The 13,939-nt window shown below is 67.6% G+C and carries 15 protein-coding genes and 2 pseudogenes; 7 read left to right on the forward strand and 10 right to left on the reverse strand.

What is annotated here, in order from left to right:
* Window positions 1-24: 24 nt before the first annotated feature.
* Both ACGFI8_RS43850 and ACGFI8_RS43855 read right to left on the reverse strand, forming a co-directional pair.
* A complete protein-coding gene (locus ACGFI8_RS43850) occupies window positions 25-756 on the reverse strand; it encodes an ISAs1 family transposase (protein ID WP_392813977.1) in 732 nt (243 codons plus the stop codon).
* A 198-nt stretch (window positions 757-954) separates the two neighbouring features.
* Window positions 955-1,929 carry a helix-turn-helix transcriptional regulator gene (locus ACGFI8_RS43855; RefSeq protein ID WP_392813979.1) on the reverse strand — a complete coding sequence of 325 codons (975 nt, stop codon included), beginning with the start codon at window positions 1,927-1,929 and terminating at the stop codon, window positions 955-957.
* A gap of 100 nt (window positions 1,930-2,029) precedes the next feature.
* Between ACGFI8_RS43855 and ACGFI8_RS43860 the strand changes: the two genes are divergently transcribed.
* Together ACGFI8_RS43860 and ACGFI8_RS43865 are read left to right on the forward strand one after the other, a co-directional pair.
* Window positions 2,030-2,428: a VOC family protein gene (locus ACGFI8_RS43860; protein WP_392813981.1), complete on the forward strand. Its 399-nt coding sequence runs from the start codon at window positions 2,030-2,032 to the stop codon at window positions 2,426-2,428.
* A 482-nt stretch (window positions 2,429-2,910) separates the two neighbouring features.
* Window positions 2,911-3,066: a DUF6131 family protein gene (locus ACGFI8_RS43865; protein ID WP_392813983.1), complete on the forward strand. Its 156-nt coding sequence runs from the start codon at window positions 2,911-2,913 to the stop codon at window positions 3,064-3,066.
* Window positions 3,067-3,175: 109 nt separating this feature from the next.
* On the opposite strand, the gene ACGFI8_RS43870 is transcribed toward ACGFI8_RS43865, so the two are convergent.
* Window positions 3,176-4,150: an SDR family oxidoreductase gene (locus ACGFI8_RS43870; RefSeq protein WP_392813986.1), complete on the reverse strand. Its 975-nt coding sequence runs from the start codon at window positions 4,148-4,150 to the stop codon at window positions 3,176-3,178.
* A gap of 316 nt (window positions 4,151-4,466) precedes the next feature.
* On the opposite strand from ACGFI8_RS43870, the gene ACGFI8_RS43875 reads away from it, so the two are divergent.
* Genes ACGFI8_RS43875 through ACGFI8_RS43885 form a run of 3 tightly spaced genes read left to right on the forward strand, consistent with a single transcriptional unit; the run spans window position 4,467 to window position 5,892 of the window.
* A complete protein-coding gene (locus ACGFI8_RS43875; protein ID WP_392813989.1) occupies window positions 4,467-5,327 on the forward strand; it encodes a helix-turn-helix transcriptional regulator in 861 nt (286 codons plus the stop codon).
* Between the two features lie 53 nt (window positions 5,328-5,380).
* Complete coding sequence (locus tag ACGFI8_RS43880) at window positions 5,381-5,686, forward strand: hypothetical protein (protein ID WP_392813992.1); 306 nt, start codon at window positions 5,381-5,383, stop codon at window positions 5,684-5,686.
* On the forward strand, window positions 5,659-5,892 hold the full coding sequence (locus tag ACGFI8_RS43885) for an integrase (protein WP_392813994.1): 234 nt from the start codon (window positions 5,659-5,661) through the stop codon (window positions 5,890-5,892). Before ACGFI8_RS43880 ends, ACGFI8_RS43885 begins: the two co-directional genes overlap by 28 nt.
* Window positions 5,893-6,695: 803 nt before the next feature.
* Here ACGFI8_RS43885 and ACGFI8_RS43890 read toward each other — a convergent pair.
* The gene (locus tag ACGFI8_RS43890) at window positions 6,696-6,920 is read right to left on the reverse strand and encodes a hypothetical protein (RefSeq protein ID WP_392813996.1); all 225 of its coding nucleotides are present in this window, start codon (window positions 6,918-6,920) and stop codon (window positions 6,696-6,698) included.
* Window positions 6,921-7,595: 675 nt separating this feature from the next.
* On the opposite strand from ACGFI8_RS43890, the gene ACGFI8_RS43895 reads away from it, so the two are divergent.
* Window positions 7,596-7,898 carry a DUF4193 domain-containing protein gene (locus tag ACGFI8_RS43895; protein WP_392813998.1) on the forward strand — a complete coding sequence of 101 codons (303 nt, stop codon included), beginning with the start codon at window positions 7,596-7,598 and terminating at the stop codon, window positions 7,896-7,898.
* Window positions 7,899-8,312: 414 nt separating this feature from the next.
* On the opposite strand, the gene ACGFI8_RS43900 is transcribed toward ACGFI8_RS43895, so the two are convergent.
* Window positions 8,313-9,002 carry an IS6 family transposase gene (locus tag ACGFI8_RS43900; RefSeq protein ID WP_392814066.1) on the reverse strand — a complete coding sequence of 230 codons (690 nt, stop codon included), beginning with the start codon at window positions 9,000-9,002 and terminating at the stop codon, window positions 8,313-8,315.
* Between the two features lie 63 nt (window positions 9,003-9,065).
* Here ACGFI8_RS43900 and ACGFI8_RS43905 point away from each other — a divergent pair.
* Window positions 9,066-9,473 (forward strand): annotated as a pseudogene (locus ACGFI8_RS43905) (hypothetical protein); the annotation flags it as partial.
* Window positions 9,474-9,710: 237 nt separating this feature from the next.
* Here the strand turns inward: ACGFI8_RS43905 and ACGFI8_RS43910 are convergent.
* From ACGFI8_RS43910 to ACGFI8_RS43930, 5 genes and pseudogenes are all read right to left on the reverse strand, one after another.
* On the reverse strand, window positions 9,711-9,890 hold the full coding sequence (locus tag ACGFI8_RS43910; RefSeq protein ID WP_392814068.1) for a hypothetical protein: 180 nt from the start codon (window positions 9,888-9,890) through the stop codon (window positions 9,711-9,713).
* Window positions 9,891-10,180: 290 nt separating this feature from the next.
* Window positions 10,181-10,519 (reverse strand): annotated as a pseudogene (locus ACGFI8_RS43915) (IS6 family transposase); the annotation flags it as partial.
* A gap of 245 nt (window positions 10,520-10,764) precedes the next feature.
* Complete coding sequence (locus tag ACGFI8_RS43920) at window positions 10,765-11,274, reverse strand: hypothetical protein (RefSeq protein WP_392814001.1); 510 nt, start codon at window positions 11,272-11,274, stop codon at window positions 10,765-10,767.
* 361 nt (window positions 11,275-11,635) lie between these two features.
* Window positions 11,636-12,088 (reverse strand): hypothetical protein, encoded by a 453-nt coding sequence (locus tag ACGFI8_RS43925; protein ID WP_392814003.1) that lies wholly within the window; start codon window positions 12,086-12,088, stop codon window positions 11,636-11,638.
* A gap of 116 nt (window positions 12,089-12,204) precedes the next feature.
* Entirely contained in the window at window positions 12,205-13,401 is a 1,197-nt protein-coding gene (locus tag ACGFI8_RS43930) for a hypothetical protein (protein WP_392814004.1), read from the reverse strand.
* Window positions 13,402-13,939 lie beyond the last annotated feature (538 nt).

Here is a 13,939-nt window from a genome sequence, read left to right on the forward strand (position 1 = left end):
GTGGAGTGGGCAAAGCACGCAGGGCTATTGCGTTCTCGGTGTGCTGGTCACGGCGTTGATCAGGTCGTGGGGGCGGCGGTTGGCGCGTCTGGTGGCGCGGGCGATGTTGGGTTCGCCGTTGCTGCGGTGGTAGCCGATGGCGGTGTTGCGGAGTACGGCGGCGACGGCGGGGCCGTTGCCGGTGCGGGCTTGGCGGGCGTCTTCGTCAAAGGTCACATCCCGTACCCAGTGCAGCTGGTTTTCGATCTGCCATTCGCGGCGGGCCCAGTCGCCGAGTTGGTCGGGCTGCGCATCTGCCGCGGGGAGCGTGACGATCAGGTACACGGTCTCGCGGGTGGTCTTGGCGCCGACGACGCTGCGGGTACGGGTGATCCGTACCGCCTGCTGGGCGTGCGGGAACCCCAGCCCGCCTGGCGTGGCCACGGTGAGCGCTTTGACGGTGCGGGTCTCCCGGCGGCCGTGACCGCGGCTGCGGGTGCGGTGCCCGACCGGGACCTGCGCCCACGGCAGCTGTTTGAGTAGGGCGTGCAGGGTGGGCTGGTTGGCCTTCACAGTGACCATCAACTGCCCGCCGCGGGCGTGCACGGCGTGGGCATGGCCGACCTGGGCACACCGCCACGGCCAGGAGGCTGGCCAGCCGGTAGCGCACCCCGCGGCGGTGCCGCGGGTCGGGAACCGCGGCCAGTGCCTGCAGCAGATCCTGGTGCTCGTTGCCCTGCAGATGGGCCGGTGCGTCGATGCCGCAGGTCGGGTCAAGGCGGACAGCGTCGATCAGCGAAGATGACATCAGCGGGTGTGGTCCTTGCTCGGAGTCGTGAGGGTCTCAGCAACTCCATGATCATCGAGACGGCCACACCCGCCTCACCTCCTACCACCCCGGACTGTCCACACAGGCCCAAGTCAGCAACTTGCCGCGCAACTAGGCAATAGCCCAACCGGCTTACCGAGCGACCGCTACGACAGTTTCCGTCCCGAGGTCGCCAGCCGGTCGGCGAGCGCGACGACGCGGTCGCGCAGCTCGTCCGGGCGCTCGATGACGAACGGCAGGTCGAGCGCGGCGAGCACCGCGGGCAGCCAGTCCAGATTCTCCGCCCGGATCTCCACACATTGCCAGCCCTCGTCCGCACCGTCCCGTACCTCGGCGACGCTGGCCGGTAGCCGCTTGCGGACCTGCTCGAGCGTCCCCTGAATCCGCAGCGTCACCTCATGCCGGTACGGCGCCCGCGCCATCGAGGTGAGAAGGCGCTCCGCGGGCTCGAGTCCGGCGGGCGGCTCGAACGAACCGGGCAGCGTCCTCGCGTCGGCGATGCGGTCGAGCCGGAAGGTCCGATCCTCGCCGACCTCCGGATCGGCACCCGTGACGTACCACCGGCCCGCGTGGTTGACCAGCCCGAACGGATGCAGCGTGCGGGCGCTGCTCCGGCCGCGACCCGAGGTGTATTGGATCGAGATCGGCCGGTGGTGGCGGACCGCGTCGGCCACGGTGAGCAGGACACCCGTCTGTGGCGTGGGAAAGTCGCCGGGCTCGGCGGTGAAGGCGAGGGATTCGAGTACGGCGTCCAGCCGATCCGCGATCCGCGACGGCAGGACGCGACGGATCTTCGCGGTGGCCGTTTCGCTCGCCGTGCCCGTACCCGTTGTCGTCGCCAACCCGGCGCGCCGGCCGGCAACCAGGCCAAGCAGCACGGCCAGCGCTTCGTCGTCGCTCAGCATGAGCGGCGGCAGACGATAGCCGGCGGCGAGCCGGTACCCGCCGTAGCGGCCGCGCACCGACTCGACCGGCACGTCGAGGTCGATCAGATGGTCCACATATCGCCGCACGGTGCGCGGTTCGACACCGAGGCGGTCGGCGAGCTCGGCCATCGTCCGGGTGCCGCCGGACTGTAGGAGTTCGAGCAGCGTGAGCACCTGAGCCGTCGGTCGCACCATGCGCCGAACTCTACCGACAATACTGGACCGTTTCTGTCCAGTATTCGTCCTAGCCTGGATTTCGACGGGCAATACGGACCTACTGAGCAAGGAGAGAACCATGGACTTCGTCTCGATCCGCGTTATCACCGGCGACATCAACCGCCTCGTCGGCTTCTACGAGAAGGTCACGGGTGTGCAGGCGGTCTGGGGCAACGAGGACTTCGCCGAGGTGCGGACCGCCCACGGCACGCTGGCGATCGGCAGCACCCGCACGGTCCCGCTGTTCGCGCCCGGTTCGGCCCGCCCGGCCGACAACCACACCGCGATCATCGAGTTCCTCGTGGACGACGTGGACGCGCTCTACGAGGACCTGCAGAGCGTGGTGGAGGACTTCGTGAACGTCCCCACGACGATGCCGTGGGGCAACCGGGCCCTGCTGTTCCGCGACCCCGACGGCAACATGGTCAACTTCTTCACCCCAGTGACCCCCGAGGCGATCGCAAAGTTCAGCCGCTGACCGGGCCGGCACAGACCCGGCGTCGGCCGATGGGCAGGGGAGTCTGTCCACGAACGTGGCTGTCGCGGGGCGGGTCTGCGCGGCGCCGTTCGGTCGTTGTGCGGCGCGATGGCAGCAACCCGTTCTGTTCACCCTCGGTGACCAGTTGGCAGGGCACGTCAGGGCCGGGTTCAGCTAGAGCCAGTACAGGGATAAGGGCCGATGCCATCGGCGGGTGAGGTCTCTTCCGGTGTCGTGAGCGTCGCAACTCCATGATCACCGATACCGCCTCACCGTCCCTTGCGCTTCCACAGTGGATCCGCCCACTGGTCACCAGCTCAAGGCATGCGCCTACCGACTACGCAATCGCCCTGTCCGGCGACCGGGGAAACGGACCTTGCACGGACATGGAATCGTCGCGGATCGAGGCCGACCGCGGTACCGGTTAGCGGTGGACGGACAGGGTAGAGACCAGGTTTGGCCGTTCGGCTCTGGAGGCCACGATGCTCATCCTCGGCGTCATCCTGCTCCTGCTCGGCTTGTTCGTGCACATCACGATCCTGACGGCCATCGGCGTGATCCTGCTGGTGGTCGGGGCAGTGCTGTTCATCCTCGGTGCGGTGGGACACCCGGTCGCTGGACACCGGCACTACTGGTAATCAGCCGGTATCCGGCGCGGTGATGCGCTACCAGCTACGGGCTGATGGCCGATGTGACGGCTGCGCGCAGGCGCATACAAAACACGTCAGCCGCGGTGCGGTCAGTCGCTCACCTGCCGCTCTTCGGATCGGTCATGGACGGCTCAGCCGGGAAGGACGCGTGGGTGAGGTTCTCGGAAATCCGCCAGATGCGCTGCGCGTCGTCCTCGCTGCGAAGCCGGGAGTAGACGGCCTGTTCGGCGGGCGCACCGGACAAGTGCCCGAGACCGCTGGGACCGTAGAAACGCGCACCGCGTGCGTCCGCGGAGGTAGCGGCGTACAGGGCCGGAAGCACCGCCGTCTCGACCGTGCCGACGAGGATGCCGCGGCGGGAGAGCGTGCGGATCAGGCGTACGCCGGTGGTGTCTTTTGTCCGGCCCATCTCGGGACGCGCGGCCAGAAGACTGGTGGGGGCGACGCCGGGGTGGGAAATGTTGCTGGTGATCCCCCAGCCCGCGGCCTGGCTGCGCCGATCCAGCTCGAGCCCGAACAGGCCGAACGCGATCTTGGACTGGCTGTACGCGCGGCGGCCGTTGTAGGACCGTTCCCAGTTCAGGTCGTCCCAGTTGATGGCGTTCTCGTTCGCGGCGATACTGAGCTGCGAGGTAACGCGCGCGCGTCCCGCCCGCAACAGGGGCAGCAGGTGGGAGACGAGCGCGAAGTGACCCAGGTGGTTGCTGCCGAACTGCAGCTCGAACCCCTCCGCGGTCGTCTGCCGGTCCGGTGGAGTCATCACGCCGGCGTTGTTGATGAGGATGTGGATCGGGCGGTCCTCGCTGCGCAGTGCGGCGCCCAGCGCGGCAACCGAGCTCAGCGACGACAGGTCGAGGTCCCGCAGGGACACGGCGGCTTTCGGATGCTGCTGCTTGATCTTCGCGACCGCTGCTTCGCCCTTCCGGCGGTTGCGGACGGGCATGACGACCTCCGCACCAGCGGCGGCGAGACGGGTCGCCAGGCCCAGTCCGACGCCGTCGCTGGCGCCGGTGACCACTGCGAGCTTCCCCGACAGGTCGGGAACGGTGATGTCCGGCTGTGTGCGCGCCATGTGGCTACTCCTAGTTTCTCTTGATCGATTCCACCGCGGATGGAGGCGGCCAGGTCGCCGACGAAAGGTGCCCGAACGGCCGCCGAGCGGCCGAATGCCACGCGGGTGAACACGCCGGCAGCGACTGGCCATGTGCCAATTCCTCGAGAAAGTGGATGCGATCTCAGGCTGCACCCGCGCCGCAGGGTTATCCACGGCCTGTCAATCCGAGGCTGCCCGGACCACGCCGGCCGCAAAGTGGGATCGACAATCCGAGGTTGCGCTCAGGCACCGGTGGTAGAACGAAACAGAACCGGTGAACTGGGAGGCAGCAGCCATGATCGACCGAGCCGGGCTCGCCGAGTTCCTGCGTCGCCGTCGAGAGTCACTTCAACCCGAAGACGTCGGTCTCCCACGCGGTCAACGGCGCAGAACCACCGGTTTGCGCCGCGAAGAAGTCGCCGCGCTCTGTCACATCTCCACCGACTATTACAGCCGGCTCGAGCGCGAGCGCGGACCCCACCCCTCCGAGCAGATGATCGCCTCGATCGCGCAGGGTCTGCATCTGTCCCTCGACGAACGCGACCACCTGTTCCGCCTCGCCGGGCACAACCCTCCCACGAGAGGCGCGACCAGCGAACACATCAGTCCCGGCCTGCTCCGCATCTTCGACCGGCTCACCGACACCCCGGCCGAGATCGTCACCGAGCTCGGCGAGACCCTCCGACAGACCCCGCTCGGCGTCGCTCTCACCGGCGACCTCACCCGATACACCGGCCCAGCCCGCAGCATCGGCTACCGGTGGTTCACCGACCCGGCCAGCCGGGCCCTGTACCACCCCGACGACCACGCGCTGCACTCCCGCGTCTTCGCCTCCGGGCTACGCAAAACGGTCACACTCCGCGGACCCAACTCATGGGCCGCCCACCTCCAACACCGCCTGCTCGCCTGCAGCGAAGAATTCCGCACCGTCTGGAACGAACACGAAGTCGGCGTCGGCTACAGCGGCGCCAAACGCTTCATGCACCCCGAGCTCGGCGCCCTCGAACTCACCTGCCAGACACTTCTCGACCCCGAACAGTCCCACCACCTTCTCGTCTACACCGCCGCCCCCGGCACCGAAAGCTACGAGAAACTCCAGCTTCTCTCCGTCATCGGAACCCAGCACATCATGCTGCAGACGCCTTCAGATGCGTAACTTGAAGACGTCGAGATCCTGGTTCTCCGCCACAAGAGCCCGAAGCCGCCCGGATGTACGTCCTCGCGGTCATCGAGCACGCCAGCCGCCGCATCCGCATCCTCGGCGCGACCGCGCACCCGACCGCCGCCTGGGTGACACAGGCCGCCCGCAACCTCGTGATGGACATCGAGGATGCAGGATGCCAGGTGAAGTACCTGATCCGCGACCGGGACGGCAAGTACCCGGCCCTGTTCGACGCCATCCTCGCCGACGCCGGGATCACGGTCGTCCGCAGCGGCGTCGGTGTTCCCCGCATGAATGCTGTGATGGAGCGGTGGGTGCGGACCTCATGCGCGAGCTACTCGACCGGACGCTGATCTGGAGCCAGCGACATCTGCTGCACGCGCTGCGCGAGTACGAGATCTTCTACAACACCCACCGCCCGCACCAGGGCATCGCGAACGCCCGGCCACTCACGCCGCTGCCCAAACCGATCACCGACCCGGATCGGCTCGCCCACCTGAATATCCACCGACGTGACCGCCTTGGCGGCATCCTTCGCGAGTACGAGCATGCCGCCTGACCTGCCCGGATGGCATTCTCGGCAGGTACAGGGCCGAGTGGAGCGCACCCGCCCCGAGCAGCGGGCGATGTGCCATCAAGCTTGATCATGAGCTGGCCAACCGGCCTGCCTATCGGTTCCCGTCCAAGGTATCGGATCGCCATGCGGCTGGCGGAAAGATGATCTCCGCGGCGCCGACATCGTCGATCGAAGTCAGAGGTGACCCAGTGTCGATCGTCAGCGAGTCTACCGGCTCAGCCGTCCTCAAGATCAAGATTGACCGGCACGGACCAGCGCCCGCCAGTATGGGCCGACCTGGACCCTTCCGAAACAGCGGAACACATTTGGAACACATCAGGTCCACAGTGGACGGAAATCATCAGGCGGTTGGTCTGCGTCTCCGCAGCTCAACCGCCTGATGACCTTGCGTTCCCAAAGGGACTCGAACCCCTAACCTTCTGATCCGTAGCTGGTCGCCTCCGGCGATGGGCTCGGTGATGCGCTCTGGCTTGGGCTTTCGGACACGACCGGCCCGACCAGGTTGTCCTGCTTGACCGGGTCCGCGTCGGGACCGCAGCCGGCCAGGGCGAGCACGGCGGCGAGGGCGACGGTGAGACGGCGGATTGCCAGTGGACCAGGTCGGCGCCGTCGCTGCGCGTCGCGCCGTCACGGGACGTCAGGTCTTCCCAGCCGGGTATCCAGTTGGGGTCGGCGCCCCGGCCGAGGAGGTAGGCCGCGGATTCAGAAAGTGGTGCTCGGCCCGCTTGAGAGCATCCCGCCGGAGGGATGCCGCGGCCGTGTCGAGGCCGTAGCGGCGATGTCTGTCACAAGACAGCGCCGCGCGGCGCCACCTCAATGGCGGCAACGCCTCGGCCGTAGAGCACTACTAGCCGGTCCCCATGCTCGCTGCGAAGCACACCCGAGTCCTGCGCAAGCGTGGAGATGATGCGCTCAACGAGCTCGTCTGCGTCGAGGGCGTCGGGGTCCTCGTATGTAATGTCCATGTGATCGCCGCCGGTGAGCCGGACGCGGAGCACGATCTTCACCATGGCCTCCCTTGTCCATCTCGGAGCATGATCCACGGCCGTTGGTGACCACAGTGCGCTGGTCGCAGTCGGCTTCCTTGAACGCTGGCGCCGAGAGGCTAACGCTCGATCACTCCACCGGGAAACGAGCGTGTCAGCCACAGCAGCCGAGGGTGTGTACCGAACCAGTACACCATCACCAAGCGCGCAAATGAGACGACTGGCGTCGCGGAGCTCGGTCCAGGGGATTGTCCGGTTGTAGCAGAACCCCGCGCCGCCGGCAGAGTGGTGGGTAGCGGACTGAGCGGCCGCGCCGCGCCACGGGATGATCGAGCTGTGGAAGAACCCAGCCGCGGGGCAACGAGCGACGCTCGGCACGTCGCCGCTGGCGACGCAGCTCCCGGCGGCGGGTTACCGCGGCGAGCCACCGGCCGTGGCGGCCCGGCGTGGCCGCACAGCCCCGTCCTGCCCCGCAACCACAGACTGCCGCCGCCGAACGAGAAGTCCCGTCGGCGTACGGGCCCGACCTGCGCAACCAGCCACGGGTAACCGTACGCGACGTGTCGAGCAGCGCGGCGAGGGCGCGGACCCGACCAGGACCCGTGCCACCAGGCGGACGATCCATACTCTTGAGCACCGGACATGACCCGCGCGGTCTACCGTTGTTACACCATGGATCGAGCCGGGGAGGCCGCCACCATGAGCAAGCCCATCGACTACGACGCACCGCGCCGACCCGCGGTCGAGATTGAGGACGACAGCCTGGAGGCCCTCGCGGCGCGCCGCACGGCAGCGCAGTCACCGAGCGTCGACCCCGACGAGGCGGTGCCGACCGAAGACTTCGAGTTGCCCGGCGCCGACCTGTCCGAAGAAGAACTGACCGTGGCGGTCCTGCCAATGCAGCCGGACGAGTTCCGATGCACACGCTGCTTCCTGGTGCACCACCGCAGTCAGCTCGCCGCGCGGCCCAACGGTCAGGATGTCTGCCAGGAGTGCTCTTGACGCCAACCGTCAGGCGCCAGCTCCCGCCACTCCGGACGACCACCCAGCCACGCGTTGGCGAGGATCTCCGCAGACGCCCGACCCGGACAGGGATGCACCTTCGACCGGCCCGACGTGCCGCCGACCTGCGCTACTACTTCCCATCGTTGGCCGTCAGTGCAGATGTACACGTCACGACGCTCACGCGGACTCAGGTTCCCGTTCCACCAATGGCGCTCGATTCTCACACTCTGACCGTATAGCGCCGCGTGGGAGCAGGGAACCCGTCACGATCTTGGAAACGTTGCAGCGGCATCACCCCATTGGGCATACGGGCCTTACGAAGTTAACCAGGCCACGGGCGCGGAGGTCGAGCGCTGGGCGCCGTTGCGTTGTGGGATCGGCGGACGCGGTTGACCCGTGTCGGGTCCGCGGTCAGATCGCTTGGGCGAGTTCGGCGAACGCAACGGCGACGCGGAGAGCGGGCGGGGCGTCGACGGCGAGTTCGTAGTGTCCGCGGCGGAGGTCCTGCATGAACGCGTGTCCGGCGAGGATCACTTGTGCTGTGTTGTCGGTTCGTAGTCCGCGCATCGGTCTCAGCCGCTGCTTGAGCCGGCTGTGATCGGCCTCGATCGGATTGTTGGCATACCGCTCGACATGGTGCCACGCCTGCGGGATCAGCTCATCCAGCACGCCGGGGTAGACCGCGGCGGCGTCGGTGACGACCTCATCGGGTGTCACCTTTAACGTCAACAGCGTCCGTCGGAAGAACCGCTGGGCCGCGCCGGCATCACGGCGCGCCGAGACCAGCACGTCGATGACCTGACCGTACTGGTCGAGCGCCCGGTACACGTACCGCCACACCCCGTTGACCCTGATGTACGTCTCATCGACATGCCACCTATTGCCGGGTGAATGGCGGCAGAACCGGGCGGCGTCGGCCAGCAGCGGCGTGAACCGCTGTACCCACCGGAAGACCGTGACGTGATCGACCTCCACGCCACGCTCGACTAGCAGCTCCTCGACGTCGCGGTACGACAGGCCGTAGCGCAGGTACCAGCGCACGGCCACCACGATCACCTCCGGTGGGAACCGGAATCCAGCGAACGCCGACTTCGGAGGCAGCCACGGGCGACGAAGGGTCGACAGCTTCACCGGTCAAGCGTGCCTCGATCATGCCAACGCTCAATGCAACGGAGCCGAGGACACCGCCTACGCCGGGCGTGGCTGCCGCCGGCGCGGACCCGCGCGTGCGCCGGCATCGTGGCCGACAACTTCCTCGACGTAGCGCACTTCCCCTTCGTACACGCCGCGACCTTCGGGGCGAGCGAGCAGCGGGAGGTGGAGGCGTACGATGTGCGGCTCGAGCCTGGCGGCTGCCGCAGTGTGCAGGAGCAGTGGTTCGACAACCCCGAGGACCCAGGCGTCGCGGCGGGCGTGCGCCCGGTCCGGCAGCGGCGTCGGGCCACCTACGTGCACCGGGCGCCGTTCCAGCTGATGCTACGCCTCGAGGAGCTCGATGCCGGAGCGGTGAAGACCATCCTGTTCTTCGCTCAGCCGGAGTCGGCGGACAGCACCCGCATCTACACCAAGCTGCTGCTGCACGGCATCGGCGGCGTCGCCGACCCGGCGCCGGATGTGGTGGCCCGCGAGGTCGCGTTCGAGGAGCAGGCGCGAGGACCTCGCCCTGCAGGCCGCAATGAAAATGCTCGGGCTACCCCTGGACCCCCGCGACGAGCTGCACGTGCGCGCCGACCGGCTCGGGCTGGCGCTGCGGCGCAGCCTGATGCCGTACCGTACGCGGTAGCGCGCGCCTCATGGCGCAAAGGTCGGTCAGGATGCTCGGTAGATCGCATCGGTCAGGGCGGCCAGCGCGGTCGGGATAGCGTCGGCGAGGCGGTCCAGGTCCGGCATGGCGTCGTGGTCGGCGTGCAGTGTCACCGCCAGCGACCTGCAGGCCGGCGACACGTCGGCCGCGGCCCGGGGGTGCCGTACCGGCACGACGACCTGCACCAACCTCCTGACCGCGCCCCGGGCCCGGCCGGGCCGCGCGCCGAACGCTCACCTGGCCTGGCGGAGAATGCCGGCCCGGACCAGCGCACGGATCATGCGTTGCGGGTCGGTGGAGAGGCCGTCGGCCACCGTGCCGGCCGGCAACCGGCCTTCGGTGTTACGGAGCTCGCGTCGGTCCCACCGCCGGAGATACCGGCCCCGCCGGGAGCATCCTGCCTCCCCCGACCACCCGCCAGCTCGCCGAGCAGCACTGGGTCTTCGATACCGGCGACGATGACCGTAGGCGTGAGCTGTTCGAGCGGCGCCGAGACCAGCACGTCGATGACCTGCCCGTACTGGTCGACAGCCCGGTGCACGTACCGCCACGCCCCGTTGACCCTGACGTACGTCTCATCGACATGCCACCTGTCGCCGGGTGCGTGGCGGCAGAACTGGGCGGCGTCGGTCAGTAGCGGGGTGAACCGCTGTACCCACCGGAAGACCGTGACGTGGTCGACCTCCACGCCACGCTCGACCAGCAACTCCTCCACGTCGCGGTACGACAAGCCATAGCGCAGGTACCAGCGCACGGCCAGCACCATCATCGCCGGTGGGAACCGGAACCCAGCGAACGCCGACTTCGGAGGCAGCCACGGGCGACGAAGGGTCGACGGCGTCCCAGATCAAGCGTGCCTCGATCACGCCAATGCCCAATGCAACGGAGCCCGCGCGACCAGGTCGTCATACGACGGCAGCGACGACTCGGCGGACAAGATCCGTCAACCTAGCACCGTCCACAACGGACACCGAAGCCGGCCGACCACCCATCCAGTCACACGCTCGCAGCGATGATGGTCAGCAACGAAACTCGCGGAGATCCGGTATGAACCTCGGCTCAGTCAAAAAGTCCCATGCCTCTTCGAATGGCGCTTGCATTGAACGGATCAGGCAGCACGATGATGCTGATCGAATCGTCCCACGTATCGCCGCCCACCGCGACTCCCCCGTCGAGCGAGAGCATCACGAATCCGGGATGGCCGGGCGGGCCACCAAGAACCCCTTTTGCCGCGCCGCGGCCTAAAATATCCCAGTCGTCATGCAAACGGACTCGTGCCCAATGCGGCGACGCTGGGATCTCCCCATCCGTCGGACCGACCGACAACAGGAATTCATGGCGTTCGTCGAAAAGCCGATACTCTGTTGCCAGGCGCCACCAGGCGGCGTTCGCATTCTCGATGAGCCGGGGATCACTTAAGTCAAATACCTCATCAAGCCGACCATCCTCAGCGGAGCAGGCGGAAATCATCCAGGCTGCAGCAGCAGGAATCCTTGAAGAATTCCACGTGAAATTTATGACAACAATACCCGCCGCGGCCAGTGAGGACGTGATCTCTTGAACATCCACCGACGAATCCATTTCTAACAAGAGGGTCGATAGGTAAAGATCTTGTTATAGTCGTGACCTTCTCCTTCCAGGCCCCCCTTCGGCCCAACCCAACCGATCGTCCCATCATCCTTAACCAGTAGACGATAGTCATTGCCACCACCGGGGACGTTATAGATCTTCGCACCCTTCCAGTAAACCCTGGCTCCCAGCGGTCCTGATTCGCCACGGAAGAAATCAAGTTGACTGTTCGAGACACGCAGCGTATCGAACACCTGTACGAACAGCGCCTCACCCGGAGGTCGGGCTCCAGTTGATCCGTTACGGATCAGTGTCACTTGATGTGTGACAGCTCCGGCTAGACGATCTTCCGGCATCCAAGTTAGGGGCCGTTGCCGTACGCCACAAGCGAAGGGCCCGGTGTCGCACGGGTTTGGGTTGTCGGGTGGAGTCCTTCAGCGCTTGGAGCGCGTCGAGGAGTCCGGTCGATGGGTATCCGGCTTCGAGCCAGTGCGAGCCCGGCCCAGTGGTAGCTCCAGCAGCCCAGCGCGTACCGCAGCACTGCTGGCATCAGTCCGCTGCCGGCCTCGGCGCCGCAGATGGCGTCCATGACGACCTCCGGTGGCTTTTGCAGTAGGGGCATGAGCCACATCAGATGGTCGTAGGCGAGCCACACGGTGTGCAGTGGCCAGACGGTGTCGTCCTCGTTCCAAATGATCCAGGTGCCCTCGGCGTCGAGGCCGAGCATCAGCCCACGATCGTTGACGGCGATGACCGGGCGATCGTCTCTGTCGACAGGGTTGGGCTCGGACGTCACCTGGTCATAGTGCCGCACCACGGGGGTCCTTCGGGTTTGTGAACCTTGAACCGGGCGATGGTGCAGGTCAACTTGGAAGGTGCGATCCACGCGGGCTACCTACCGCGTGGGTACGACGTTTCCCGCCCCGTATCTCAGCCCACGATTCGCTCGACGCCGGTCAGGCCCGCAACCGGCAGCTGCGCGGTGACCTGACCGGTGACGCGGTCCAGCCGCAACACGCCGTCGGCCTGCCCGACGTACACATGCTGCTTCGAAGCCGCCACGCCGAGTGCCGCCCCCGGCAGCGGCCACTCCGCGACGAGCCGCTTCGCGGGCGACTCGAAGTGCCGGACCGAGCGCCCGACTGCGAGCAGCACGTCGTCGACGTCGGCCCACAACGCGGCCTTGCCCGGGGTCGCCGGAAATGCCAGCTCGTAGTTCACGACCAGCGCGCTCGGCTCGATCTGCACGAGCGACCCGACGCCGGCGTCCGCGGTCCACACCTCGTTCCGGCTGCGCGCGATCGTCAGCCCCTCGGCCGGCCCGGTGCCGAACTGCCCGGGCAGGTCGACGCAGACCGCCCAGCCGTCGGCGACGTTCAGGGTGTGCACGAACGCGTGCACGTCGGGCTTGCTGTCCCGCGCCCCGGGGTTGAGCAGGTCACGGACGTGCTGGTGGTCGGGCTGGTGGCTGTAGAGGGTGAACAAGCGGTTCCGGTCCGGGTCGAAGACCGCCTGCCGCCCCTGCCCGCGCATCTCCTCCTCGGCGCCCGTGGGGACGAGGACCTTGATCCCGGCGTTCTCCCCAGGCAGGTTCAGCGCATTGAGCCGGCCACTCTGCAGATCGAGGCAGCGGACGCGGTACCGGTCGGGATGCTCCGGCGGCAGCATGTCCAGGACGAACAGCGAGCTGCCGCCGAAGTTGAAGGCCTCCGGCTCGACGAATCCGGGCACCGTGAGGCGGTACTGCTCCCCGGCGGGTCCGGCGACGACGACCGTGGTCTCCTTGCGCCCGAGCGGGTCGCCGCCGACCAATGCGACGAGCGCGGCGTCGGGCGCGACCGCCGCGAGCCGCAGATCGCCCTGGATCGCCGCCGCCGTGACGATGGCGCCGGTACGTCCATCACGCACGACCACCCGCCCATCGGCCTCGCGCGTCACGAGCCGCGCCGCGGCGGGCGGCCCGCTGGTGACCACGGCCCCGCCGGCGACCTGGCGACCCGTGCCGGTGTCGAGCACGGCCAGGCCGTCCGAGCGCCGGACGAGTAGCAGCTCGCCCGGCGAAGGCGAAGGTGACGGCTTACCGGAAGGTGCCGTACACGCCGATGCGCCCGACAGTGCGAACAGCATCAGTACTTCCCGTCGCTTCATACCCCCATGAGTCACCAAGTGGCGGAAGAGTTCCCGACCGTCATCGACTATCTTCGGCGGGTGGATTTCCGCGCCGCCGACGACAGCCTGACCGGACTCTCCGCGGGGACGCACTCGGCGCGCCGTTCGAGATGAAGCCGCCGCCCGACCGCGAGGCGTTCCACCTGGCCCCGCCATGGCGCTGGACCGACGACCGCCGAGTGGCAGAGCCTCGCCGCGGCGCGTGCAAGCGACAAGGAGCACCCCGAGTTGTACGGCCAGAACCTGGCGGGCCATTACGGCGAGGAGCCTGCCAACGTGATCGGGATGCTCACCCCCGACCGCGGGGTGCAGATGTGCGTGCATTGACTGGCCTACCAGCCGGACGGCGTCATCTTCATCCAGATTTTGATCAACCCTCTGACCGACGCCGCCGCCCAACCGGGCCTGCTCGACAAGGTCGCACGGCTCGCCCTGCAGCGGCTGCACGTCGCTCCGTAGGGCCTGCCAGGAATTGCAAGATCGGCCACGACCACGA

Source organism: Dactylosporangium sp. NPDC048998 (assembly GCF_043197855.1).
Lineage (GTDB): Bacteria > Actinomycetota > Actinomycetes > Mycobacteriales > Micromonosporaceae > Dactylosporangium.